A 24,931-nucleotide genomic window follows, 5' to 3' on the forward strand; every position below is an offset into this window, starting at 1 on the left:
GGGGTCCGAGGACAATCGGTTCTGCGGACAGGGCGTGGAGAGGCGGGCCGGTGATGTCAGGACGCATGCGCGGTACGAACGGGACGCGCGGGGAGCACGGAGCGTACGGGCCCGCGGGCGGCGACCGGGGCGGCCACGGCGGCCCCGCTGGTACGGGCGGGCCGGGCGGGCTCACCGGGTGGAAGGCCACCGCCTCGCGGTACGCCCTGCTGCCGCTGCGTGTCTTCCTCGGGGTCACCTTCATCTACGCCGGGCTCGACAAGCTCACCGACCCCTCCTTCATGGCCGACACCGGCAGCGGATCCATCGGCGAGATGATGCGCGGCGTGCGGGACACCTCGGCCGTCCCCGCCCTCGTCGACCTGGCGCTCAAGAGCCCCACCGGCTTCGGCCACGCCATCGCCATCGGGGAACTCGCCGTCGGCATCGGCACCCTGGTGGGCCTCTACGCCCGGCTGGCCGCGCTCGGCGGCGCGCTGATCTCACTGAGCCTGTGGTTGACCGTGAGCTGGCAGACCGACCCGTACTACTACGGCAACGACCTCGCCTATCTGATGTCCTGGCTGCCGCTGGTGCTGGCCGGGGCCTCGATGTTCTCGGTCGACGCGGTCCTCGCCGAACGGCGGCGGCGGATCCGGTAGGCGATCCACGTCGCGAGCGCGGCCGTCCCCAGACCGCCGCAGAGCACCGGGACGACTCCGTACCAGGGCGTCACCCAGGCGTCGGCGGCATCGCCCGCGTACAGCACGGCGAGCCCGAGGGCGGTCCCGCCGGCGATCAGCCGGCCCGGACGGAACTCATGAAGAAGCACGGGTGACCTCCACCTGTCCGAGACCGACCTCGAGGGACAGGTTCAGCGTCCCGGCCGGGACGGTGCCCGCCGGAGGGGTGAGCGTACGGGTCTCGTCGCGGTCCGGGGCGATGTCGATGTCACCGGGGCGCTGCTGCGGCAGTTGCAGATCACCCAGGCCCACCTGGGCCCGCAGTTTCACGGTGACGTTCCTCGGAACGACCACTTCGAGCTTTCCGGCACCGACCTCCACCGTGGCGCCGACCGCCGTTCCCGCCGGGACCGCGAGGCGCGACAGATCGAGCGTGCCGACGCCCGTTCCCAGTTCGTAGCGCGGCTGGACGGCGGCGACCGACGCCGGCTCCCAGGTCGTACGGACCCAGTCCGTCGAGATCTCCTTCGGCAGGGCGGCGGACACGGCGAGCAGGCCGGCGGTGACCACGGTCAGGAAGATCGTGCCGAAGCCGGTCCGGCCGAGGAAACTGGCGACCACCAGGCCGAGGCCGAACACCGCGAGGGCGGCGACCAGGCCGATCTGCAGGCTCGTGCCGAGCGGATGCGTCTCCCAGGAGAGCCCCGTGCCGAGCCCGCCTGCCGGCAGGGCGAGCAGGAAGAGCAGGCCGCCGATGGAGCGCGGGCCGCGCCGGACGCTCGCCGCCGGGGGACGCGCACCGTCCTCGGGGACGCTCACGCCCCACTGGCCGCCGGGCACCGGCTTCTCGCCGTTCTCGAGCCTGCCGTCCGGGCCCACCACGCCGTGAGGGCCCCAGAGATAGCCGACCGCGATCCTTCCGGTCGAGCCGTCCTTGACTATCGGGTCCTTCCACCAGGACGGGAACTCCACCAGCGGCGGGGCCTTCGTCTCCGGCGGAGCCTCGGCCACCGCGTGCGCCGTCGCCGCGTCCATCCGGCCCTCGGCGTCACCGCCGACGGCCTGCCGGCGCCGCTGCGACCAGACCGCCGCGCCGCAGACCGCTGTCGACAGCATCATCGCGAACGCGATCGTCCCGCCGTTGTGCAGCATCGACAGGAAGATGCCGCAGCCGGTCAGCGCCATGAGCACGGCAGCGAGCGCGGCCCCGTCCACTCGGCCGGACAGCAGCCTGCGGCCCTGGTTCTCCTCCTCGCCGTCGAGCGGGATCAGCAGCCACGCGAAGCCGTAGAAGATCAGCCCTATGCCGCTGAGCACGGACAGCACACCGACCGCGATCCGGAAGATCACCGGATCGAGATCGAAGTGCCGGCCCAGACCGCCGCACACACCCGCCACGACCTTCTGCCGCGGCGAGCGGCGCAGCGCCGTGACGGGCGGGGCCTCCGCCGACGGCGGGGCCCCGTGGTGCGAAGGCGTCGAACTCGTCATGGCTCCATGGTGACGGCCGGTCGCCTCCCGCGGCACCGGGGACGACCCTGGCCCGACCCTGATATTCCGCGGGCATCCGGGACGGGGGGAAGTCCGGAGGCTAGGTCGTGTCCGGAAAGGAGCGCCGTCTGCCCGCAGGGCAGGGCCAGCGGCGTCCGGTGCGTGCGATCGCAAGGCGGAGGGCCGCCCTCGTACCGGGCGTACTCGGGTGATCCCGACAACGCGGCGAGCGTGCGTGCCAGGCGTCGCGGGCCAGGCGGGACTTTCCGGACACGGCCTCGGGGGCATCTCAGGGGCCGACCCTGATGTGCCCGCCCGGCCGAACGTGTGACGATCGGGACATGCCAGCATCCGCCCGTGTCGCCGACACCGACGAACCGCCCGTGCGCAAGCTCTACCGGAGCGCCGACGGGCGGTGGCTCGGCGGTGTCGCGCGGGGTCTGGCGGGACATCTCGGCGTGCCGGTCGTCTGGGTCCGCACCCTGTTCGTGGTGCTGCTGCTCGCGGACGGGCTCGGGGCACTGCTGTACGCGGTCTTCTGGATCGTCGTCCCGCTCGGCGTCGGTGGCCGGGGCGCGCCCCGCCCAGTGTTCGAGACGACCCCCGACGGGCGGCGCCGGCTGCGCAAGCCCGACCGGGGGCAGGTCTTCGCACTGATCGCCCTGGCACTCGGCGCCGCCGTCTTCGTGGGCAACGTCGACTTCGGGAACCAGGCGGACCGCTACGTCTGGCCGACGCTGCTGACTGGCATCGGTGTCGTCCTCGTCTGGCGCCAGGCCGACAACGCCCGCCGGGCCAGCTGGACCGAGACCGGACGGCGCCGGCGCACCCTCCAGCTCGCGCGGGGGTTCGCCGGGGTCGCGCTGGTCGGCGTCGGCCTGACCGTCTTCCTGGTGATCCGCGGCTCCGCCGCCCAGTTGGGCACGGCGTTCACGGCCGCCATAGCGGTCCTCACCGGCATCGCCCTGCTCGCCGGCCCCTGGCTGGTGCGGATGTCGCAGGACCTCTCCGAGGAGCGGACCATGCGTATCCGCGCCCAGGAGCGCGCCGAGGTCGCTGCCCACGTCCACGACTCCGTCCTGCACACCCTCACCCTGATCCAGCGCAACGCGGACGAGCCGGGCGAGGTGCGCCGTCTCGCCCGTGCGCAGGAGCGGGAGTTGCGGAACTGGCTGTACCGGCCGGAGGGCAACGGCAAGGACGAGGGCGAGGAGCCCGACACCCTCGCCGAGGCGGTGAAGAAGGCCGCCGCCGAGGTCGAGGACAAGCACGGCGTGCCGCTGGAGGTCGTCGTCGTGGGCGACTGCCCGCTCGACGAGAAACTGGTCGCACAGATGCAGGCCGCGCGCGAGGCGATGGTCAACGCCGCCAAGTACGGTGGCGAGGGAGGGGCGGTGCAGGTCTACGCGGAGGTCGAGGGCCGCACGGTCTTCGTCTCCGTCCGGGATCGCGGCCCCGGGTTCGACCTCGACGCCGTCCCCGACGACCGGATGGGTGTACGAGAATCGATCATCGGCCGAATGCAGCGGAACGGCGGTTCGGCCCGGCTGCGGTCCGTGCCGGACGGAGGCACCGAAGTGGAGCTCGAGATGGAGAGGGCGGACGCATGAGCGACGAGACCGGGACCGGGACGACGGGGGAGCCGACCACGGAGCGCCGGGTGCGGGTGGTGCTCGTCGACGACCACCGGATGTTCCGCACGGGCGTCCAGGCCGAGATCGGCCGGACCGACGTCACCGGCGTCGAGGTGGTCGGCGAGGCCGCCGACGTCGACCAGGCGGTCACGGTCATCACCGCCACCCGCCCCGAGGTCGTCCTGCTCGACGTGCACCTCCCCGGCGGCGGCGGGGTCGAGGTGCTGCGCCGCTGCTCGAGCCTGATGGCGGCGTCCGAGAACCCCGTCCGTTTCCTGGCCCTCTCGGTCTCGGACGCGGCCGAGGATGTCATCGGCGTGATCCGCGGCGGCGCCCGCGGCTACGTCACCAAGACGATCACGGGCGCCGACCTGGTCGACTCGATCTTCCGCGTCCAGGAGGGCGACGCCGTCTTCTCGCCCCGCCTGGCCGGCTTCGTCCTGGACGCTTTCGCCTCGACCGACGCCCCGCCGGTGGACGAAGACCTGGACCGGCTCACCCAGCGGGAGCGGGAGGTGCTGCGCCTGATCGCCCGTGGATACGCGTACAAGGAGATCGCCAAGCAGCTCTACATCTCGGTGAAGACGGTCGAGTCGCACGTCTCGGCGGTGCTCCGGAAGCTGCAGCTCTCCAACCGGCACGAGCTGACCCGCTGGGCCACCGCCCGCCGCCTGGTCTGACAGCGCCGCCCGGAGTCACCGGGACGAGGCCACGAGCGGTCAACCCACCCGGGTCGCCCCCGCGAACGGCATCTCGTCGATCGGCGCGACCCGTACCGGCGCCCCCGGCCGGGGGGCGTGGATCATCTGGCCGCCGCCGATGTAGAGCCCGACGTGGCTGATGCCGGAGTAGAAGAACACCAGGTCGCCCGGGGCCAGTTCGGAGCGTGGGACGCGCTGTCCGGCGTTGATCTGCGTGTACGTCGTGCGGGGCAGCGACACCCCGGCCGCGCGCCAGGAGGCCTGGGTCAGGCCCGAGCAGTCGTAGCCCGACGGGCCCGTCGCCCCCCACACGTACGGCTTGCCGATCTGAGCCCGGGCGAAGGAGATGGCCTCGGCGGCGCGGGCGTTCGGCGCCGCGATCGGCCCGCGCGGCTCGGGGGCCCGGTCGGCCCTGGCCCCGGAGCCGGCCCCCGACCCGGAGTCCGTACCACCCGTGTCGCGCCCGGCCCCGCCGCGGCCCGATCCCGCCGCGGCGTCCTCGTACCGCGCCCGCTCCTCGGCGGTCAGCCGGGCCAGCAGCGTCCGCGCCTCGGCGAGCTTGCTCTGGACGGCGCTCTTCTGCCGTCGCAGATCGGCCTCGTGTCCGCGCAGCTCGGTCAGCCGCCGGGTGGACTCGGCGCGCAGCTGCTGGATCCCGGCGAGCTCGCGCCGTACGGACGTGAGGGCCGCCGCCTGCCGCTCCCCGGCCTTCTCGGCGATGGCGGCGCGCTCCAGATACTGCTCCGGGCCGGAGGACAGCGCGAGCTGCACGGCGGGGTCGAGGCCGCCCGAACGGTACTGCGCGGTGGCGACCGAACCGAGCCCGTCCCGGCCGGCGTTGAGCCGCTCGGTCCTGCGGGCGGCCTCGTCGCGCAGCCGGTCGAGAGCGCCCCGCGCCACCTGCGCCTTCTCCCTGGCGCCGTTGTACTTCTCGGTGGCCACCTCGGCCTCCTGGTACAGCCGGTCGACCTCCGCCTTGACCTGCGCGGGGGTGAGCCGGGGCTCGGCGTGCCCGGCGCCCTCGAAGACGGTCGCCGTCGCCGCCGAGGCGAGGGCGACGGTGGCGGCGGTCCGGGCCGCCTGGCCACCGAAGGGGAACTGCCGGGGCTTGCGGTGTGCTGCCACGAGGGCGGGTCACATCCTCTCCCTGTGGGGGTCGATGCCCGCCGGGTCCGGCGGCGGACCGCACAGGGGAGACGGCCCACCGCCGGGTTTCTCGGCGGGGGCGACCGGCTGCCGCCGGAGGTCCGACGGTGGTGGGGAGCCGGCCACCTGAGGCAGGACGCTAAACCTGGGCGTCACGGGGTGGCGGAGAGTTGACCGCTATTGGCGCCAGTTGGTGTTCCGGGACCGTTCGCGTCCGGTCGTGACGACCGGTGGGTGCCGCTTTCCGCGGGGGCCTGACCGATCCGCCGTAAGAGGTGGACCCGGCCGGGGCGCGGTGCTATGGCCCGGTTAGGCTCCGCCCCATGGACGTACTCATCAATGTCTTCGTCGCCCTGCACATCATCGGTATCGGCTCCCTGCTCGGCGGGTTCCTCACCCAGATGAAGGCGCTGGGCGCGGGTACGGCCCGCTTCAGTCCCGCGATGCTGCACGGCGCGCTGACGATGCTGATCACGGGCGTCGCGCTGGTCGGCCTCAACCAGGCGGACGACCAGGCCGTCAACAACGTGAAGATCGGCGTCAAGCTGGCCGTCCTCGTCGTCATCCTCGCCCTCGTCTACGTGAAGCGGGACGACGAGAAGGCCGACAAGGGCCTCTTCGCCGCCGTCGGCGGCCTGACCGTCGCGAACATCTTCATCGCGACGCTCTGGACCTGAGACCTGCGAGCTGGACCTGAGACCGTACGACGACCTGAGAACCTCAGGCCGGGCGGATGCTCCCGTAGACCGGCATGTAGTAGATCGACTCCTCGCGGACGTCGGCGCCCGGTTTCGGCGCGTGGATCATCTTCCCGCCGCCGATGTAGAGACCGACGTGGCTGATGTCGTCGTAGAAGAAGACGAGATCGCCGGGGAGCAGGTCGGCCGTCGCGACCCGGGTGCCCACCTTCACCTGGTCCCAGGTGGTGCGGGGCAGATCGACGCCCGCCGCCTTCCATGCGGCCTGGGTGAGCCCTGAGCAGTCGTACGAACTCGGGCCCGTCGCCCCCCACACGTACGGCTTTCCGATCTGGCCCCGGGCGAAGGCGAGCGCCTTCTCCGCCTTCGCCGCGTAGGTCGAGCCACCGGTCTGCGGCGGGGTCGAGGGCGGGGTGGTGGCGGGCGGGGTCGACGGCTGCTGCCGCCGGGCCGACTCCTCCTGCCGACGCCGCTCGGCCTCGGCCTCGGCCGCCTCCGCCTTCGCCCGCTCCTCCGCCTTGCGCCGGGCCTCGGCCTCCCGCTCGCGCTCCAGCTCCGCGAGCCGGGCCTTCTCCTCGGCCGTCAGCCGGGCCAGCAGCGTCCGCGCCTCGCCCAGCTTCCGCTGCACGGTCTGCTTGCTCGCCCGCAGGGTCGCCTGCGAATCGGTCAGGCTCTCCAGGCTCTTCGTCGCCTCCGCGCGCTGCTTCGCCGCCGCCAGCCGCTTGCCCTCGTAGTCGGCGACCGCGCCGCGCTGCCGCTCGGAGAGCCGGTCCATCAGGTGGGTCTGGTCGAAGTACGACTGCGGACTGTCCGCGAAGATCAGCGCGGCCGTCGGCCCGACCGCCCCGGCCCGGTACTGCGCCGCCGCGTACGAGCCGAGCGCACGGCGGGACTCGTTGATCGCGTCCGTCCGCCGGGCGACGTCGTCGAGGATCCGGTCGACCTTGCGCCGCTGCTCGTCGGTGGCCTCCTTGGCGCGGTTGTACTCCTGCGTCGCCGTGCCGGCCTGCCGGTAGAGGTCGTCGACCTTCTTCTGGATCTCCTCCACCGTCGGCCTCGGCGGGGCGGTGGGCGCCGCGTGCGCGCTCTGCGTGGACAGCAGGGTCACGGAGGCGAGGGCGGCCGTCGTGACCCCGACGGCGGGGGAGTGCGGACGTGTGCTGCGCGGCTTGCGATGGGACGCCAAGGCCGGCATCTCCTTCCGTGGCCGCCGATGAGGCGTCCGGTCACACCGCCTTGCGCGGGGCCGGATTCGGCGTGGGCCGCCCGCTCGGCGCGATTCGCCGTCGGAGGGGACGGGCTGCTTGGGCGAGCACGCTAGCCAACCCGTGGGGCGGCTGGGAAGGCCGATGTTCGATATGCCCGATACATTTTCGTGACCTGAAGCGGGTGGTCACCTTCCGTGAGATTCCGGTCACTTCTGGAGGTGGGGCCGGGTTGTCGGTGGGGCGGCCTAGACTCGTTAAGCGATGAGCAGCCTCTTTGACGACAGCTTCCTGGCCGGCCTCCAGAACCATTCTTCGGAGGAGCCCCCGCCCCCGCCCGAGGACCACGACCACGGTGCCCCGGCCGCGGAGGAGGTCCCGCACGACCTCTTCGGGGGCTCCTTCGACGTGCCGCCGGCCCGGGACGCGCACTACCGCGACGGCGCCCCGCGCCCCGTCGTGGACGCCGCCGCGCTCCTGGACGGGCTGAACGAACAGCAGCGCGCCGCCGTCGTGCACACCGGCACCCCGCTGCTCATCGTCGCCGGCGCGGGGTCCGGCAAGACCCGGGTGCTGACCCACCGCATCGCCCACCTCCTGGCCACCCGGCACGTGCACCCCGGCCAGATACTGGCCATCACCTTCACCAACAAGGCCGCAGGCGAGATGAAGGAGCGCGTCGAGCACCTCGTCGGCCCGCGCGCCAACGCCATGTGGGTCATGACCTTCCACAGCGCTTGCGTCCGCATCCTGCGCCGCGAGTCGAAGAAACTCGGCTTCACGTCCTCGTTCTCGATCTACGACGCCGCCGACTCCAAGCGCCTGATGGCACTGGTCTGCCGCGACCTGGACCTCGACCCGAAGAAGTTCCCCCCGAAGTCCTTCAGCGCCAAGATCTCGAACCTGAAGAACGAGCTGATCGACGAGGAGACCTTCGCCGACCAGGCCGCCGACGGCTTCGAGAAGACACTCGCCGAGGCGTACCGGATGTACCAGGCGCGGCTGCGCGAGGCCAACGCCCTGGACTTCGACGACATCATCATGACGACGGTCCACCTGCTCCAGGCGTTCCCCGATGTCGCCGAGCACTACCGCCGCCGCTTCCGCCACGTCCTGGTCGACGAGTACCAGGACACCAACCACGCCCAGTACACCCTCGTACGGGAACTGGTCGGCACCGGCTACGAAGACCTGGGACCGGCCGAGCTGTGCGTCGTGGGCGACGCCGACCAGTCGATCTACGCCTTCCGCGGCGCGACCATCCGCAACATCCTCCAGTTCGAGGAGGACTACCCGGACGCGACCACGATCCTGCTCGAACAGAACTACCGGTCGACGCAGACGATCCTCTCCGCCGCCAACGCCGTCATCGAGCGCAACGAGAGCCGCCGTCCCAAGAACCTGTGGACCAACGCGGGCGCGGGCGCGCAGATCACCGGTTACGTCGCCGACACCGAGCACGACGAGGCTCAGTTCGTCGCCGACGAGATCGACCGGCTCACGGACGCGGGCGACGCGAAGGCCGGCGACGTCGCCGTCTTCTACCGGACCAACGCCCAGTCCCGTGTCTTCGAAGAGATCTTCATCCGCGTCGGCCTGCCCTACAAGGTCGTCGGCGGCGTGCGCTTCTACGAGCGCAAGGAGGTCCGAGACGTCCTCGCCTACCTGCGCGTCCTCGCCAACCCCGAGGACAGCGTCCCGCTGCGCCGCATCCTCAACGTCCCCAAGCGCGGTATCGGCGACCGTGCCGAGGCGATGATCGACGCCCTCTCCCTCCGCGAGAAGATCACCTTCCCGCAGGCCCTGAAGCGGGTCGACGAGGCGTACGGCATGGCGGCGCGATCCGCCAACGCCGTCAAGCGCTTCAACGCGCTCATGGAGGAGCTGCGCACCATCGTCGAGTCCGGCGCCGGTCCCGCCGTGGTCGTGGAAGCGGTACTGGAGCGGACGGGGTACCTCGCCGAGCTCCAGGCCTCCACCGACCCGCAGGACGAGACCCGGATCGAGAACCTCCAGGAACTCGCGACCGTGGCCCTGGAGTTCGAGCAGGAACGTGCCGAGGCCGAGGAGGGCGCCGGGACGCTCGCCGAGTTCCTGGAGAAGGTGGCCCTCGTCGCCGACTCCGACCAGATCCCCGACGAGGACGAGGAGGGGTCCGGAGTCATCACGCTGATGACCCTGCACACCGCCAAGGGCCTCGAATTCCCGGTGGTCTTCCTGACCGGCATGGAGGACGGCGTCTTCCCGCACATGCGCGCGCTCGGCCAGACCAAGGAGCTGGAGGAGGAGCGGCGCCTGGCGTACGTCGGCATCACGCGCGCCCGCGAGCGGCTGTATCTGACCCGCTCCTCGATGCGCAGCGCCTGGGGCCAGCCTTCGTACAACCCGGCCTCACGCTTCCTCGAGGAGATCCCGGCGACGTACCTGGAGTGGAAGCGGACCGGCCCCATGGCCAAGCCGGCCGGGCCGACCTCGGGGATCACCTCCTCGCTCTCCGCCTCACGCTCGCGCTCGGGCCCCTCCGGCTTCGCCACCCGCCGCGCCGGCGACAAGCCGGCGATCACGCTGCACGTCGGAGACCGGGTCACGCACGACCAGTTCGGCCTCGGCACGGTGATGCAGGTGACGGGGGTGGGCGCCGACGCGCAGGCGACGATCGACTTCGGCGACGAGAAGCCGAAGCGGCTGCTGCTGCGGTACGCCCCGGTCGAGAAGCTCTGACAGAGGGAGAGAGGGCCCCGGCCGAAGCCGGGGCCCTCTCTCCCTCTGCGTACGTCTGTTGGCGGGCGTCAGCCCGTCGGGTCGATACCGTGGCTGCGCAGCCACGGCAGCGGGTCGATCGCCGCCCCGCCGCCCGGCCGGACCTCGAAGTGGAGGTGCGGCCCGGTGGAGTTGCCCGAATTGCCGGAGTACGCGATGACGTCACCGGCCTTGACCTTGCCGGAGCGGATCTTGGTGCTGCTGAGGTGGCAGTACCAGGTCTCCGTGCCGTCCGCGGCGGTCACGATCGCCATGTTGCCGTAGGCGCTGTTCCACTGGGTGCGGACCGTGCCGTCGGTCGCGGCCATCACCTTCGTGCCGTACTGCACCGGGAAGTCGATACCGGTGTGCAGGGACATCCAGTTGACGCCGGCCTGCCCGTAGCGGGCGCTGAGCTGGTGGAGTTTCACCGGCAGCACGAACTTCGGACGCAGTGCCTCCTTGCGGGCCGCCTCCTCCTCGCGCTTCTTCCGCTCCGCCTCCTGGCGCAGCTTGAGGTCGATGCGCTCCTGCGTGCGGCTCGCGCGGTCGCCGAAGTCGCGGGCGTCCGCACTGAGCGCGGCGAGCTGGGTGTCCAGCTCGTTGTTGGCGGCGACGGGCTTGACCGAGGACGGGTCGGCGGCGGTGAGCGCCATCGTGTCGTCCTTCGTCTCCGCGCTCGCGTCGGCGAGTCCGCCGACCGAGGCGGCGGCGATGCCGGCGACGCCCATGACACAGGCGGAGGGAACGGCGACGGTCAGGAGCGCGGACCGCTTGGCGGGCGTACGGCGGCGGCCGCGGCTGCCACCGGAGGAGCGGCGCACGGGGCGGGCGGCGGGAACGGCGGCGGCCGGAGGCTCCGCGAGCATCTCGACGACCGGCTCCTCGGACTCCGCCGGGGTCTCGTGGTCGTAGGCGTAACTGTCGGTCGCGAGGGCCTCGAACTGCGCGGTGTGCTCCACCTGCTCCACGAGACCGTGCTGCTCGTGCTGCCCGTGGTCGTGCAGGCCGTGCTGCTCGTGCTGTGCGACCTCGGCCTCGGGTTCGGAGACGAACTCGTGGGCCGGTGTGTACTGCTGGGGTACGACGGGCTCGGCGTAGTTCCAGGCGGTGGCGTCGTACGTGCCGGTCTCGACCGTGGGGGTCGTCCACTGGCCGGTGGTGTCGTACGACGTGAACTGCGTGACCCCGTACGTCCCGGTCTGCTGCGCCTCGGTCCAGGCGGCGGCGTCCCACTGACCGGTGGTGTCGTACGCGGCGCTGTCGTACGCGGTGGCGTCGAAATGCCGCGCCGTCGGCTGCTGCGCGACGTAGGTGTCGTACGAGCCGGCGTCCCACTGGTGGCTGCCGTTCCACTGAGTGGTGTCGTACTGCCCGCTGTGCCCTGCTTCGTAACCGCCCGGGAAGGCGCCGAAGAGCGGATCCGTGGCGAAGTTGCCGGTGCTGTGGGCGTCGTCTCCGACGTACCCGGCGTGGGGGTGCTGGTCGTTCACCAACTTCTCTCTCGCCTCGGCGGCAGGACCAGCCCGGGGCGGGCCCGACGAAGGGTGTCCCGGGGTTAAGCAGTGGCGCGACTGTACCCGGCGGTATACGCAAGCGACAATCTTCCGAGGGTTTTGGGTCCGCAGGAAACGGGCAATCGGTCGTGTTTCGGGGGGCTCAGGGAAGAGCTTTGGCTCTGTGTTCGAGGGACGTTCGAAGAACGGGCGCGCTCTGGCGAGCCGTCAGACGTCCGCGCGACGGTCATCGGGCACGCCGGGCGCGCGCGTGTGTGTGTCCGGCCGGCTGACGGTGCCGGACCGCGATCGGGCCGGCTCACGCGACGGAAGCGGCTCCGGGGTCGGCGTCCGGCGTGACGACGCCCGGCTCCTCGTCGTCGAGCGCCTGCCGGATCCCGGCGGCGACGGTCGGATGCACCGGCAGGGCGAGATGCCCGATCCCGCTGACCCGGACGTTGTGCACCAGCAGGTCGGGGTGGTCCAGCCGGGCCGTCTCCACCGGCACCATCACCTGGTCGAGGTCGCTCCAGAAACTGACACAGCGGGTCCGGCAGCCCGCCGCGGGCTCGGCCAACTCGCGCAGCACCTCGGAGCCGGGACGCATCTGGCGCACCAGCGGGTGGGCGCCGGCCCAGGGAATCGCGGTGGTGCCGGTGTGCGGAGTGCCGAGCATGACCAGCGTGCGGACCCGGGCGTCACCACCCTGGCGCTGTACGTAATAACGCGCGATCAGGCCGCCCAGGCTGTGTCCGACGATGTCCACCTCCTGCTGACCGGTGCGGGCGCAGAGCTCTTCCACGTGGCGGCCGAGGAGAGCCGCGGCGGCGCGCAGGTCGCAGGTGAGCGGAGAGTAGTTGAACGAGCCGATGTGGTGACGACCGTGCCGGGCGAGCGAGCGGCGTAGCAGGACGAAGACCGAGCGGTTGTCCACGAAGCCGTGGAGGAGGACGACCGGGCGTCCGGGTCCGGCGCCGGGAGCCGGTGCGCCGGCGGGGCGCTCGGAGACGATGCCGGAGGGGTAGAGGAGCAGATGGCCGGTGAGGATCGCCAGTTCCAAGGCGTTGGCCTTCAGCGCGGTGGTGACCTTGGTGAGCCTGGTGAGCTCCATCGGCGCCTCCCGACCGGCGCGCGGGCCGCCGAACGGCATCCGGTGCGCCGTACCTCCGCGCCTGCGGCTGACGGCGGCGGAGGTACGACGACCCCGTCGCGGCTCCCTTGCGCACGAACATGTCCCTCTGTGTGATTTCCCCCTCGCTGCCCACCGCGAAACGGTCGCTTGCGGGATGCTGTCGATAACGTTCGTTCACCTCCCCGGCAAACAGGCGCGGGGGTCGCATGTGGAGGCAGTGATGGGTGTGACCGGTCCGATCCGCGTGGTGGTGGCCAAGCCGGGTCTCGACGGCCACGATCGCGGGGCCAAGGTGATCGCGCGGGCACTGCGCGACGCCGGCATGGAGGTCATCTACACGGGGCTGCACCAGACGCCTGAGCAGATCGTCGACACGGCGATCCAGGAGGACGCAGACGCGATCGGCCTGTCGATCCTCTCGGGCGCCCACAACACGCTCTTCGTGAAGGTCCTGGAACTCCTGAAGGAGCGCGACGCCGAGGACATCAAGGTCTTCGGTGGCGGCATCATCCCCGACGCCGACATCGCTCCCCTGAAGGAGAAGGGCGTGGCCGAGATCTTCACCCCGGGCGCGACCACGGCGTCGATCGTCGACTGGGTGAACGCGAACGTCCGCGTCGCGGCCTGATCGGCAAGCCACCGGGGGACATCCGGCGGATCGGGGGCGGCCGGCCGGCCCTTGTTCACTCGATCGGCCCCCTCAGCTCGTCTCGCATCGCCGCCCGCAGGTGGAGCGTCGACACCAGACGCTGGAAGGCCTCGGTCCAGTAGCCCCCGGCGCCGGGGGAGGCGTCCTCCGGTTCCGCCGGGAGGGCGGTCAGGGCCTCCAGCTGGCCCGTCGCGTCGGGGGAGAGGCAGCGCTCGGCGAGGCCCATCACGCCGCTGAAGCTCCACGGGTAGCTGCCCGCGTCCCGCGCGATGTCCAGGGCGTCGATCACCGCACCGCCCAGCGGCCGCGCCCAGGGCACCGCGCAGACACCGAGCAGCTGGAACGCCTCCGACAGGCCGTGGGCCGCGATGAACGAGGCGACCCACCGGGCCCGCTCCTCCTCCGGGAGCGTCGACAGCAGCTTCGCCCGCTCCGCGAGGGACGAGGTTCCCGGTCCGGTCGCGGGCGGGGCCGCGGGGGCGCCGAGCAGCGCCCGGGACCAGGCCGCGTCCCGCTGCCGTACGGCGGCGCGGCACCAGGCCGCGTGCAGCTCGCCCTGCCAGTCGTCGGCGACCGGGAGCGCGACGATCTCCTCCGGCGTCCGCCCGCCGAACCGGGCCGGCCAGCAGGAGAGTGGCGCGGCCTCGACGAGCTGGCCCAGCCACCAGGACCGCTCGCCCCGGCCCGTCGGCGGCGTGGGTATCAGACCGTCCCGCTGCATTCCGGCGTCGCACTCGTGCGGCGCCTCGACGACGATCGTCACAGCCCCTTCCGTACGGTCCAAGGAGACGCAGGACGAGGCGCGCTTCGCCATCCGGCCGGAGAGCGCCGAGCCGGGCAGCGCGGAGAGCAGTTCGGCGGCCGTGGAACGGACGTTGCGGCTGCGGTCGGACAGGGCCGCCTCCAGGAACTCCTCGTCCTCGCCGGCGAGTCCGGCCCGTAGGGAGTCCAGGAACATCAGCCGGTCCTCGGCTCGCTCCGCCGCCCAGGTCGAGCCGAGAAGCTCCAGGGCTGCCGCCGGGTCCTCGGCCCGTACGGAGGCGAGCAGCGCGACCCGTTCGGCGAACAGGCCCTCCTCCCAGAGCGCCCGGACCGTGTCGCCGTCCCGGACGTCCGGGAGCGCCGCGCGGCCCCCGCCGCCCCGCAGGGCGAACCTCCACTCCGGGTTGAGCCGGGCCAGCCACAGCCCGCGCGGACCGGCCAGGGTGAGCGCCTGAGGACGCAGATCGGTGCGGGCGCGGGCGGCGTCGAGCAGGGCGGGCAGGGCGGACGCGGGTGCTTTGTATCCGTGCTCGTTGGCGGCGACGAGCCACTGCGGGAGCAGTTCGGCGAGGTCGGGCGCGGCTCCCCGGCGCCCTCCGGACGGGGCGGGGGCGGCGCGGCCCGCGAGGAGCTGGCCGAGGCGGCGGCGGGCCGGCTCGGGCAGCGGTCTGCGAGCGTCCTCGGGCGCGGGCTCCGGAGGCTCGGCGGCGGGCCCGGGCCGCAGGCCCGCCCTGCGCCGTACGGTGTGCAGCGCGGCGGCGTCGAGCAGGGCGACCGGCGCGTCGCCGGCCGTGGCTCCGGCGAGCGCGGGTGGCCGCCGGTCCGTGCCGAGCAGCGCCGAGGTGACGAGCTCTTCCCAGGCGTCCATCGAGGTCCTCCAAGCTGTCCTGTCGTCGGGCGGTGGGACCGAGCGGTGCGGGCGGGCGGGCGGCTGTGTGCGCCGGCGGGTGTGCGGTCGGGCGTACGGGCTCAGTGGAGCGGGACCGTCTCGCCCGGGGCGTCGGCCGACCATGCGGCGAGCGGCGTGAAACCCCGGTGCCCGCACTCTCCGAAGACGGTCACGGGCCGGCCCCCGGAGAGCGCGGCGAGCCGCCACAGCCCCGGTCTTCCGAGCGCCGGGCCGCTCACCGGAATCGCCTCGCCGCCCACACCGCCGCCACCGCCCGGGCCGGTCGGCGCCGCGTCGGCGAGCTGCCAGCCGTGGTCCGTCGGTATCGGTACGACATCGGTCAGCGTCACCGGCCAGGAGTCCAGCCAGGGGTCCTCCCGCAGGGCGTGGCCGTAGGCGGCGAGGGCGTCGCCGACCGTTCCGCCCGGGGGTGGGGCGTCGAGCGGGGCGGGCGGGCCGAACCGCTCGCCCAGCTCGGCCCGCAGGGCGCCCGCGTGGCGGATGACCACGGCGTCGAGGACCGTGCCGACGGGGAGCGCCGGCCCGGGGGCGCGACCGGCGGCGCCGAAGGAGAGGAGAAGGGCCGTGCGGCCGCTCTCCCGCCCGTGCAGCCAGGCGCGACGGGTCGTCAGCCTGCCGTCCGAGGAGTCGTGCTGGGCGAGGACCAGCCACCGGTCCCGTACCGCCGGACCTTCGGCGGGTGCGGTCAGGCCCACCCTGGTGCGGACGGTCGCCGCGAGCGGAGCGGGAAGCCGGTCCACGGACAGCCAGGCCCGGTCGAGAAGATGAGTCAGAGCGCACTCCTCCAGGAGCCGGACGGGCCAGCCCGCGCCGGATCCCGGTATCGCGCCCAACTCCCGGACCCGTCCGGCGAGTCCCGGTGCCTGGGCGTCGACCATGCGCGCCGCGGTCTCCTCCCACAGGCCGTACCCCGACAGTTCGGCCGCGGCGAGGCCACCGCGGAGCAGATCGGCGAGCCGCTGCTCCAACTCCCGCGCCCCCGAGGTGATCCGGGCGGCCCGGCGCTCCGCCCTGCGGCGCGCGGCCTCGGGATCGGCGGCGGCCGGCCGCCCGGACCCCTCGGCGCCGTGCGTGCGCGCACCGCCCGCGCGCTCCCGCCTGGCCTCCAGCCACCGGGCCGCCCAGTCGGGGGCCTCGGTGACCGTGACGGCCGCTTCGTCCCCGGACCGAAGCAGCAGCAGCCCCAGCGCGTGCTTGCACGGGAACTTCCGGCTGGGGCAACTGCAGGCGTACGCGGGACCGGTGGTGTCGACCACCGTCCGGTACGGCGTGCTGCCGCTGCCCCGGCACAGACCCCAGACCGCCCCCCGGCCGTCGCTGCCCGTACCGGACCACGGCCCAGCCGTGCCCAGCCTGCTCCCCGCGCTGCGCGAGGCGTCGTCAGGAGCCAGAGCCAGCACCTGATCCGCCGTCCAGCGCACCCCCTGTGTGTCCATGCCCCCGACCGTAGAGGGGACCACTGACAACGCCCCGGGGCTGCGGTTTCGACCGTGAAGTCGCAAGGACACGACTTGACTTTGCCTTTTCTTTACGGTTCCGTGCCCTCACGGAACCGCAACTCCAGGGGGAGACCCGTCATGAAGCGCATCGTCCGCACCGCCGTCTCGGCGCTCGCCGTCACCGGCCTCGCGTTCGGCCTCGGAGCCTGCTCCGAGGCCGCGGACAAGGCCGCCGACCAGGTCGACAAGGCCGTGAACGAGACGTACGAGGTCACGTACGAGGTCACCGGGAAGAACATCGAGTCGATCCAGTTCCACGGCGGCGGCGGCACGGCGATGGATCCGAAGCTCGAGACGGAGACGAAGCCGACCACGCCGTGGACGAAGACGGTGACGCTGAAGGGCATCATGCCGGCGGCCGTCATGCCGCTGTCCATCGACACGGCCGACGTCACCTGCAAGGTCATCCACAAGGGCAAGGTCCTCAAGGAGGCGAAGGGCGAGCAGGCGATGGCCGGAGGCTGCGTCGCCGTCTCCCCGGTCGGCGGATGACTCTTCCGCCTCCGCGCCGACTTCGCCCCTGACCTGCGACGACGATTGATTGTCAGTGGCATGGTGCACGGTGGATCCCACATCAGGTCGAACGATCTGGAGGGGGATCCATGACCGTGCCCGAAACCATCGCGAGCGCCGTGCCCGGTGCCGGCAGCCGCACCGGGACCGTCGCTCCGGCCGAGGTTCTGCGGCCGCACGCCGAGCACGCCTTCGCGGACGAACTCAAGGCGCTCGCCGCCGCCGACGACCGTCCGCGGCCCGTCCGCTGGCAGCTCTCGCCCTGGGCCGTCGCCACCTATCTCCTCGGCGGCACGCTCCCCGACGGGACGGTGATCACACCCAAGTACGTCGGGCCGCGCCGGATCGTCGAGGTCGCCGTCACCACACTCGCCACCGACCGCGCGCTGCTGCTGCTCGGGGTGCCCGGCACCGCCAAGACCTGGGTCTCCGAACACCTCGCCGCCGCCGTCAGTGGTGACTCCACGCTTCTCGTCCAGGGCACCGCGGGGACGCCCGAGGAAGCTGTCCGGTACGGCTGGAACTACGCCCGGCTGCTCGCCCACGGCCCCAGCCGGGAGGCGCTCGTCCCCAGCCCCGTCATGCGCGCGATGTCCGAGGGCCTGACCGCACGGGTCGAGGAGCTCACCCGCATCCCCGCCGACGTCCAGGACACGCTCATCACGATCCTGTCGGAGAAGACGCTGCCCGTCCCCGAGCTGGGGCAGGAGGTCCAGGCCGTCCGGGGCTTCAACCTCATCGCCACCGCCAACGACCGCGACCGCGGGGTCAACGACCTCTCCAGCGCGCTGCGCCGCCGTTTCAACACCGTCGTGCTGCCGCTGCCCGCCACGCCCGAGGCCGAGGTCGACATCGTCTCCCGGCGGGTGGACCAGATCGGCCGCTCCCTCGACCTGCCGGCCGTGCCGGAGGGCGTCGAGGAGATCCGCCGGGTCGTCACGGTCTTCCGCGAACTGCGGGACGGGGTCACCACGGACGGCCGCACCAAGCTCAAGTCCCCTTCGGGGACACTGTCGACGGCCGAGGCCATCTCCGTCGTCACCGGCGGCCTCGCCCTGGCCGCCCACTTCGGCGACGGCGTGCTGCGGCCCGGCGACGTCGCGGCCGGCGTCCTCGGCGCCGTGGTCCGCGACCCGGCCGCGGACCGGGTCGTCTGGCAGGAGTACCTGGAGACGGTCGTGAGGGAGAGAGACGGCTGGAAGGACTTCTACCGCGCCTGCCGCGAGGTGAGCGCGTGACGGCGCTCCGGACGCGGGCGGCCACAGCGCCCGTACCCTCGGCCGCCGGTGGGACGGACGAACGCATGGCTCCCGGGGCCTCCGTGCGCGGCGGCGGGACGGACCATCACGTGGGGGACGTGACCTCCGCGCCGGACGGCGGGGCAGACGAATCCGTGCGGGCCGTGACCTCCGTGCCGGTCGACGGGGCAGACGAATCCGTGCGGCCCGTGACCTCCGTGCCCGGCGGCGGGACGGACCATCACGTGGGGGACGTGACCTCCGCGCCGGTCGGCGGGACGGCCGGGCCGGTGGGGAGCGGTTCGCGGGCCGGACGGGCGCGGGCCGAAGGGCCGTTGCTGCTCGGGGTGCGGCATCACGGGCCCGGGTCCGCGCGGGCCGTGCGCGCGGCGCTCGACGACCGGCGGCCCGCGGCCGTGCTGATCGAGGGGCCGCCCGAGGCGGACGGCCTCGTGGAGCTGGCCGCCGACCAGGCGATGCGGCCCCCCGTCGCGCTGCTCGCGCACGCCGTGGACGACCCCGGGCGGTCCGCCTTCTGGCCGTTCGCCGCGTTCTCGCCCGAATGGGTGGCGATCCGCTGGGCCCTGGCCCACGGCGCCGCCGTCCGCTTCATCGACCTCCCCGCCGCCCACACGCTCGCCGCCACTGACCCCACCTGGGGCGACGGGGACGAGGAGCTGCACCCGGAGCTGCGGATCGACCCGGTCGCCGAACTCGCGGACGCCGCCGGGTACGACGACCCCGAGCGCTGGTGGGAGGACGTGATCGAGCTCCGCGGCGCGACCGCCTCCGCCGACCCCACCGCCCCGTTCGCGGCGCTCGCCGAGGCCATGGGCTCCCTGCGGGAGACCCACGGCCACGGCGGCCACGCCCGCGACCTCGTGCGCGAGGCGCACATGCGCCTCCGACTCCGCGCCGCCCGCAAGGAGTTCGGGGACGACGACGTGGCCGTCGTCTGCGGCGCCTGGCACGTGCCCGCGCTGGCCCGGAAGACCACCGCCACCGCGGACCGCGCACTGCTCAAGGGCCTGCCCAAGGTGAAGACCGGGATGACGTGGGTCCCCTGGACCCACCGCCGGCTCGCCCGGCGCTCGGGGTACGGCGCCGGCATCGACGCGCCCGGCTGGTACGAGCACCTCTTCGCCGTCCTCGACCGCCCCGTCGAACGCTGGATGACCAAGGTCGCCGGCCTCCTCAGGGCGGAGGACCGACTGGTCTCTCCGGCCCACGTCATCGAGTCCGTCCGGCTGGCCGAGACCCTCGCCGCGATGCGCGGCAGACCGCTCGCGGGGCTCGGCGAGACCACCGACGCCGTCCGGGCCGTGATGTGCGACGGCTCCGACGTTCCGCTCGACCTCGTCCGCGACCGGCTCGTCGTCGGCGACATCCTCGGCGAGGTCCCGGCCGACGCCCCCGCCGTACCGCTCCAGCGCGACCTGGACCGGCTCCAGCGCGGCCTGCGGCTCAAACCCGAGGCCGTGGAGCGGGAGGTGGGGCTCGACCTGCGCAAGGAGAACGACGCCGCCCGCAGCCGGCTGCTCCACCGGCTGCGGCTCCTCTCCGTCGGCTGGGGGGAGCCGGTCGCCGGACGCGGAAGCACCGGCACCTTCCGGGAGAGCTGGCGGCTGCGCTGGGAGCCCGAACTGCACGTCAGGGTCGCCGAAGCCGGCGTCTGGGGCACCACGGTCGCCTCCGCCGCCACCGCCAGGGCCGAGAGCCGCGCCCTGGAGGCCACCTCCCTCGCCGACGTGACCTCTCTCGCCGAGCAGTGCCTGCTCGCCGGCCTCGGCGAGGCCCTTCCCGTCGTCATGACGGCCCTCGCCGACCGGGCCGCGCTCGACACCGACGTCGGCCACCTCGCCCAGGCCCTGCCCGCCCTCGCCCGCTCCCTGCGCTACGGAGACGTACGCGCCACGGACACGGCCGCTCTCGCCGAGGTCGCGGCCGGGCTCGCCGAGCGGATCCGGGTCGGACTACCGCCCGCCTGCACCGGGCTCGACGCCGACGCCGCCGTCGACATGCGCGGCCACCTCGACGCCGTCCACACCGCCCTCGCCCTGCTCCCCGACAACGCCGGGCTGACCGACCGCTGGGCGCGGGCGCTGCGCGGGCTCGCCGGCCGCGACAGCGTGCCCGGAGTGATCCGTGGCCGGGCCGCCCGGCTGCTCCTCGACGAGGGGCGGCTCGACGAGGACGAGGCGGCCCGCCTCATGGGCCTCGCCCTCTCGCCCGCGACCCCGCCCGCCGACGCCGCCGCCTGGATCGAGGGCTTCGTCGGCGGCGCCTCCGGAGGAGGCATGCTCCTCGTCCACGACGAGCGCCTGCTCGCGCTGGTCGACGCCTGGCTGACCGGTGTGACGGGGGAGGCCTTCATCGACGTGCTGCCGCTGCTGCGCCGCACGTTCTCCGCGTACGAAACGGGTGTGCGACGCACCCTCGGCGAGCTCGTCGCCCGTGGCCCGTCCGCCGCCACGGCCCGCCCGCAGGCCGGAACGCCGGGCTTCGCCGTCCACCTCGACGAGGAGCGGGCCGACGCGGTGCTCCCCGTGCTGCGCATGCTGCTCGGAGTCGACGACCTCGTGGGGGCGGGGACATGAACGAAGGAACGGCGATCAGCCCAACGGCGATCAAGGGAAGCGTGGTGGACGGGACAGGGCACGACGAGCGGCTGCGGCGCTGGCGCCTCGTCCTCGGCGGCGGCGAGGCGGACGGCACGGGCCGCTCCCTCGCCGGAACGGACGCGGCGATGGACGGGGCCCTGACGGCGCTCTACGGACGCGGCAGGACCACGCCTGAGGGGCGCGACCGCTCCGGCGGGCTCGGCGGCTCGGCCCCCTCGGTGGCCCGCTGGCTCGGTGACATCCGGACGTACTTCCCCCGCTCCGTCGTCCAGATCATGCAGCGCGACGCCATCGACCGCCTCGGGCTCTCCACCCTGCTCCTGGAACCCGAGATGCTGGAGGCGGTCGAGGCGGACGTCCACCTCGTCGGCACCCTCCTCTCGCTCCACAAGGCCATGCCGGAGACGACCAGGGAGACGGCGCGCGCGGTCGTCCGCAAGGTCGTGGACGACCTGGAGAAGCGCCTGGCCACCCGCACCCGCGCGACCCTCACCGGCGCGCTCGACCGCTCGGCCCGGATCAGCCGCCCCCGCCACCGGGACATCGACTGGGACCGCACGATCCGCGCCAACCTCAAGAACTACCTGCCCGAGCACCGCACGGTCGTCCCCGAACGGCTCATCGGCCACGGCCGCGCGTCCCGGGCGGTGAAGAAGGACGTCGTGCTCTGCGTCGACCAGTCCGGCTCCATGGCCGCCTCGGTGGTGTACGCGTCGGTCTTCGGCGCGGTCCTCGCCTCGATGCGGTCGATCGCGACCCGGCTCGTCGTCTTCGACACGGCGGTCGTCGACCTGACCGATCAGCTCGACGACCCGGTGGACGTCCTCTTCGGCACCCAGCTCGGCGGCGGCACCGACATCAACCGCGCCCTCGCCTACTGCCAGGCGCGGATCACCCGCCCCGCGGACACCGTCGTCGTCCTCATCAGCGACCTCTACGAAGGAGGGATACGCGACGAGATGCTCAAGCGGGTCGCGGCGATGAAGACGTCCGGCGTCCAGTTCGTCGCCCTCCTCGCGCTCTCCGACGAGGGAGCCCCCGCCTACGACCGCGAGCACGCGGCCGCCCTCGCCGCGCTCGGCGCTCCGGCGTTCGCCTGCACCCCCGACCTCTTCCCCGAGGTCATGGCCGCCGCCATCGAGAAACGGCCCCTGCCCCAGCCGGCCGTGACGGAGGAGGGGACGACCCCCCGCGACAGGCCGGAGCCCACCTGACACATCCCTCCCGACCTGACACAGGTGCGGAATCCCTCCGGCACTGCGGAATCCGTCGCCACACCGCCGTTCGGCGGGATGCCGCTCAACCGACTGAGGCCCATATCACATCCGTTCCCCCGGCCCCCTCACCCCGGGGCCGGGCGCGTCGTGAGGTCCGCGAAGCCCGGGCGCCGCCTGGTACTCGGCTTCGCCCACCCCCAGGCCGGACCCCTACGGACCGCCCCGTACCGCCTACGATCTGTGACCCGTATCACCGCTCGGGTGTGAGCTGCGATTTAGGGACCCACGTCCCTCGGGGATAACCTGCGAGACGGACATGCCGCGTCCACGGACACCGTGTACGCCTCCCTTGTGACAGCGCAGTCACGTTGCCCTTCGCGGCACGCCCACGCAGACAACGAACCGCGATCATCAGAAAAGGGACGGACGCGCGTGGACCTGTTCGAGTACCAGGCGAGGGACCTCTTCGCCAAGCACGGTGTACCGGTGCTGGCCGGTGAAGTCATCGACACGCCTGAGGCGGCGCGCGAGGCCACCGAGCGTCTTGGCGGCAAGTCGGTCGTCAAGGCGCAGGTGAAGGTCGGCGGCCGCGGCAAGGCCGGCGGCGTGAAGCTGGCCGCCACCCCGGACGAGGCCGTCGCCCGCGCGACGGACATCCTCGGGATGGACATCAAGGGCCACACGGTCCACAAGGTGATGATCGCGGAGACCGCTCCGGAAATCCTCGAGGAGTACTACGTCTCGTACCTCCTCGACCGCACCAACCGCACCTTCCTGGCCATGGCCTCGGTGCAGGGCGGCATGGACATCGAGGAGGTCGCGGAGAAGACCCCCGAGGCCCTCGCGAAGGTCCCGGTCGACTCCAACACCGGTGTGACCATCGAGAAGGCCCGCGAGATCGTGGCCCAGGCGAAGTTCCCGGCCGACGTGGCCGAGAAGGTCGCCGAGGTCATGGTGACCCTGTGGGACACCTTCGTCGCCGAGGACGCGCTCCTCGTCGAGGTCAACCCGCTGGCCAAGGTCGCCTCCGGCGACATCCTGGCCCTGGACGGCAAGGTGTCTCTCGACGAGAACGCCGACTTCCGTCAGCCCGACCACGAGGCGCTCGAGGACAAGGCCGCAGCCAACCCGCTCGAGGCTGCCGCCAAGGCCAAGAACCTCAACTACGTCAAGCTCGACGGCGAGGTCGGCATCATCGGCAACGGCGCCGGCCTGGTCATGTCGACCCTGGACGTCGTCGCGTACGCCGGTGAGAACCACGGCGGCGTGAAGCCGGCCAACTTCCTCGACATCGGCGGCGGCGCCTCCGCCGAGGTCATGGCGAACGGCCTGGAGATCATCCTGGGCGACCCGGACGTCAAGTCCGTGTTCGTCAACGTCTTCGGCGGCATCACCGCCTGTGACGAGGTCGCCAACGGCATCGTCCAGGCTCTCGAGCTCCTCGCCTCCAAGGGCGAAGAGGTCACCAAGCCGCTGGTCGTGCGCCTCGACGGCAACAACGCGGAGCTGGGTCGCAAGATCCTGTCGGACGCGAACCACCCGCTCGTGCAGCGCGTGGACACCATGGACGGCGCGGCCGACAAGGCCGCCGAGCTCGCGGCTGCGAAGTAAGGGACGAGGTCAAGCACACCATGGCTATCTTCCTCACCAAGGACAGCAAGGTCATCGTCCAGGGCATGACCGGTGCCACGGGCATGAAGCACACCAAGCTCATGCTGGGTGACGGCACCAACATCGTCGGTGGCGTCAACCCGCGCAAGGCCGGCACGTCCGTCGACTTCGACGGCACCGAGGTCCCGGTCTTCGGCTCCGTCGCCGAGGCGATGGAGAAGACGGGCGCGGACGTCTCCGTTCTCTTCGTCCCGCCGGCCTTCGCCAAGGCCGCCGTGGTCGAGGCGATCGATGCCGAGATCCCGCTGGCCGTCGTGATCACCGAGGGCATCGCCGTCCACGACTCCGCCGCCTTCTGGGCGTACGCGCAGGCGAAGGGCAACAAGACCCGGATCATCGGCCCCAACTGCCCCGGTCTCATCACCCCCGGCCAGTCCAACGCCGGCATCATCCCGGGCGACATCACGAAGCCGGGCCGCATCGGCCTGGTCTCGAAGTCCGGCACGCTGACGTACCAGATGATGTACGAGCTCCGTGACATCGGCTTCTCGTCCGCCGTCGGCATCGGTGGCGACCCGGTCATCGGTACGACGCACATCGACGCCCTCGCGGCGTTCGAGGCCGACCCGGAGACCGACCTCATCGTCATGATCGGCGAGATCGGCGGCGACGCCGAGGAGCGTGCGGCCGACTTCATCGCGAAGAACGTCTCGAAGCCGGTCGTCGGCTACGTCGCGGGCTTCACCGCGCCCGAGGGCAAGACCATGGGCCACGCCGGCGCCATCGTCTCCGGCTCTTCCGGCACCGCACAGGCCAAGAAGGAAGCCCTGGAGGCCGCGGGCGTCAAGGTCGGCAAGACGCCGACCGAGACGGCCAAGCTGGCGCGCGCGATCCTCGCGGGCTGAGCTTTCGGCTACGCGTACGCGTTCCGGTACGACCACTGGCACGCATACGCAAAGGAGTGGGCCCCGCCCCCTCCCGGGAAACCGGGCGGGGGCGGGGCCCAC

General features: G+C 72.7%; 20 protein-coding genes. 12 read left to right on the forward strand and 8 right to left on the reverse strand.

Annotated elements, in window-relative coordinates; translation table 11 throughout:
- Window positions 1–65: 65 nt before the first annotated feature.
- A complete protein-coding gene (locus IE136_RS18610) occupies window positions 66–641 on the forward strand; it encodes a DoxX family protein (RefSeq protein WP_189600887.1) in 576 nt (191 codons plus the stop codon).
- Here IE136_RS18610 and IE136_RS18615 read toward each other — a convergent pair.
- Window positions 548–811 carry a hypothetical protein gene (locus IE136_RS18615; protein WP_189600888.1) on the reverse strand — a complete coding sequence of 88 codons (264 nt, stop codon included), beginning with the start codon at window positions 809–811 and terminating at the stop codon, window positions 548–550. The two genes, IE136_RS18610 and IE136_RS18615, sit on opposite strands and share 94 nt — an antisense overlap.
- A complete protein-coding gene (locus IE136_RS18620) occupies window positions 798–2,153 on the reverse strand; it encodes a PspC domain-containing protein (RefSeq protein ID WP_189600889.1) in 1,356 nt (451 codons plus the stop codon). Before IE136_RS18620 ends, IE136_RS18615 begins: the two co-directional genes overlap by 14 nt.
- Before the next feature lie 341 nt (window positions 2,154–2,494).
- Here IE136_RS18620 and IE136_RS18625 point away from each other — a divergent pair, with 341 nt between their 5' ends.
- Window positions 2,495–3,763, forward strand: coding sequence for an ATP-binding protein (locus tag IE136_RS18625; protein WP_189600890.1), 1,269 nt, complete (start codon window positions 2,495–2,497; stop codon window positions 3,761–3,763).
- Complete coding sequence (locus tag IE136_RS18630; RefSeq protein ID WP_158989547.1) at window positions 3,760–4,467, forward strand: LuxR C-terminal-related transcriptional regulator; 708 nt, start codon at window positions 3,760–3,762, stop codon at window positions 4,465–4,467. The genes IE136_RS18625 and IE136_RS18630 overlap by 4 nt, the downstream gene beginning before the upstream one ends.
- Window positions 4,468–4,506: 39 nt before the next feature.
- Here the strand turns inward: IE136_RS18630 and IE136_RS18635 are convergent, their stop codons facing one another.
- Window positions 4,507–5,613 carry a C40 family peptidase gene (locus IE136_RS18635; protein WP_189600891.1) on the reverse strand — a complete coding sequence of 369 codons (1,107 nt, stop codon included), beginning with the start codon at window positions 5,611–5,613 and terminating at the stop codon, window positions 4,507–4,509.
- Between the two features lie 344 nt (window positions 5,614–5,957).
- On the opposite strand from IE136_RS18635, the gene IE136_RS18640 reads away from it, so the two are divergent.
- Window positions 5,958–6,311, forward strand: a complete 354-nt coding sequence (locus IE136_RS18640) for a hypothetical protein (protein WP_158989551.1) — start codon at window positions 5,958–5,960, stop codon at window positions 6,309–6,311.
- A 43-nt stretch (window positions 6,312–6,354) separates the two neighbouring features.
- Here IE136_RS18640 and IE136_RS18645 read toward each other — a convergent pair whose 3' ends face one another.
- Entirely contained in the window at window positions 6,355–7,527 is a 1,173-nt protein-coding gene (locus tag IE136_RS18645) for a C40 family peptidase (protein WP_189600892.1), read from the reverse strand.
- A 274-nt stretch (window positions 7,528–7,801) separates the two neighbouring features.
- Here IE136_RS18645 and pcrA point away from each other — a divergent pair, with 274 nt between their 5' ends.
- Window positions 7,802–10,258 carry a DNA helicase PcrA gene (gene pcrA, locus IE136_RS18650; RefSeq protein WP_158989555.1) on the forward strand — a complete coding sequence of 819 codons (2,457 nt, stop codon included), beginning with the start codon at window positions 7,802–7,804 and terminating at the stop codon, window positions 10,256–10,258.
- Between the two features lie 68 nt (window positions 10,259–10,326).
- On the opposite strand, the gene IE136_RS18655 is transcribed toward pcrA, so the two are convergent.
- Complete coding sequence (locus IE136_RS18655; RefSeq protein ID WP_158989557.1) at window positions 10,327–11,769, reverse strand: M23 family metallopeptidase; 1,443 nt, start codon at window positions 11,767–11,769, stop codon at window positions 10,327–10,329.
- Window positions 11,770–12,091: 322 nt separating this feature from the next.
- Window positions 12,092–12,883 (reverse strand): esterase/lipase family protein, encoded by a 792-nt coding sequence (locus IE136_RS18660; protein WP_229818940.1) that lies wholly within the window; start codon window positions 12,881–12,883, stop codon window positions 12,092–12,094.
- 241 nt (window positions 12,884–13,124) lie between these two features.
- Here IE136_RS18660 and icmB point away from each other — a divergent pair, with 241 nt between their 5' ends.
- Window positions 13,125–13,532, forward strand: a complete 408-nt coding sequence (icmB, locus tag IE136_RS18665) for a coenzyme B12-dependent isobutyryl CoA mutase small subunit (RefSeq protein ID WP_158989561.1) — start codon at window positions 13,125–13,127, stop codon at window positions 13,530–13,532.
- A 55-nt stretch (window positions 13,533–13,587) separates the two neighbouring features.
- On the opposite strand, the gene IE136_RS18670 is transcribed toward icmB, so the two are convergent.
- Both IE136_RS18670 and IE136_RS18675 read right to left on the reverse strand, forming a co-directional pair.
- Window positions 13,588–15,183, reverse strand: a complete 1,596-nt coding sequence (locus IE136_RS18670) for a DUF5691 domain-containing protein (RefSeq protein ID WP_158989563.1) — start codon at window positions 15,181–15,183, stop codon at window positions 13,588–13,590.
- Window positions 15,184–15,284: 101 nt separating this feature from the next.
- Window positions 15,285–16,661: an SWIM zinc finger family protein gene (locus tag IE136_RS18675; RefSeq protein ID WP_189600893.1), complete on the reverse strand. Its 1,377-nt coding sequence runs from the start codon at window positions 16,659–16,661 to the stop codon at window positions 15,285–15,287.
- Window positions 16,662–16,802: 141 nt separating this feature from the next.
- Here IE136_RS18675 and IE136_RS18680 point away from each other — a divergent pair, with 141 nt between their 5' ends.
- The 6 genes from IE136_RS18680 (at window position 16,803) to sucD (ending at window position 24,829) form a co-directional block, all read left to right on the forward strand.
- Window positions 16,803–17,216 carry a hypothetical protein gene (locus IE136_RS18680; RefSeq protein ID WP_158989566.1) on the forward strand — a complete coding sequence of 138 codons (414 nt, stop codon included), beginning with the start codon at window positions 16,803–16,805 and terminating at the stop codon, window positions 17,214–17,216.
- A 110-nt stretch (window positions 17,217–17,326) separates the two neighbouring features.
- Window positions 17,327–18,475: an ATP-binding protein gene (locus IE136_RS18685; protein WP_229818941.1), complete on the forward strand. Its 1,149-nt coding sequence runs from the start codon at window positions 17,327–17,329 to the stop codon at window positions 18,473–18,475.
- A 290-nt stretch (window positions 18,476–18,765) separates the two neighbouring features.
- The gene (locus IE136_RS18690) at window positions 18,766–21,072 is read left to right on the forward strand and encodes a DUF5682 family protein (RefSeq protein ID WP_189600937.1); all 2,307 of its coding nucleotides are present in this window, start codon (window positions 18,766–18,768) and stop codon (window positions 21,070–21,072) included.
- Window positions 21,069–22,310, forward strand: coding sequence for a VWA domain-containing protein (locus IE136_RS18695; RefSeq protein ID WP_229818942.1), 1,242 nt, complete (start codon window positions 21,069–21,071; stop codon window positions 22,308–22,310). The genes IE136_RS18690 and IE136_RS18695 overlap by 4 nt, the downstream gene beginning before the upstream one ends.
- Window positions 22,311–22,745: 435 nt before the next feature.
- Window positions 22,746–23,924, forward strand: a complete 1,179-nt coding sequence (sucC, locus tag IE136_RS18700; RefSeq protein WP_158989568.1) for an ADP-forming succinate--CoA ligase subunit beta — start codon at window positions 22,746–22,748, stop codon at window positions 23,922–23,924.
- Between the two features lie 20 nt (window positions 23,925–23,944).
- Window positions 23,945–24,829 (forward strand): succinate--CoA ligase subunit alpha, encoded by an 885-nt coding sequence (sucD, locus tag IE136_RS18705; protein ID WP_158989570.1) that lies wholly within the window; start codon window positions 23,945–23,947, stop codon window positions 24,827–24,829.
- Window positions 24,830–24,931: the final 102 nt, after the last annotated feature.

Source organism: Streptomyces lateritius (assembly GCF_014649715.1).
Taxonomy (GTDB): Bacteria; Actinomycetota; Actinomycetes; order Streptomycetales; family Streptomycetaceae; genus Streptomyces; species Streptomyces lateritius.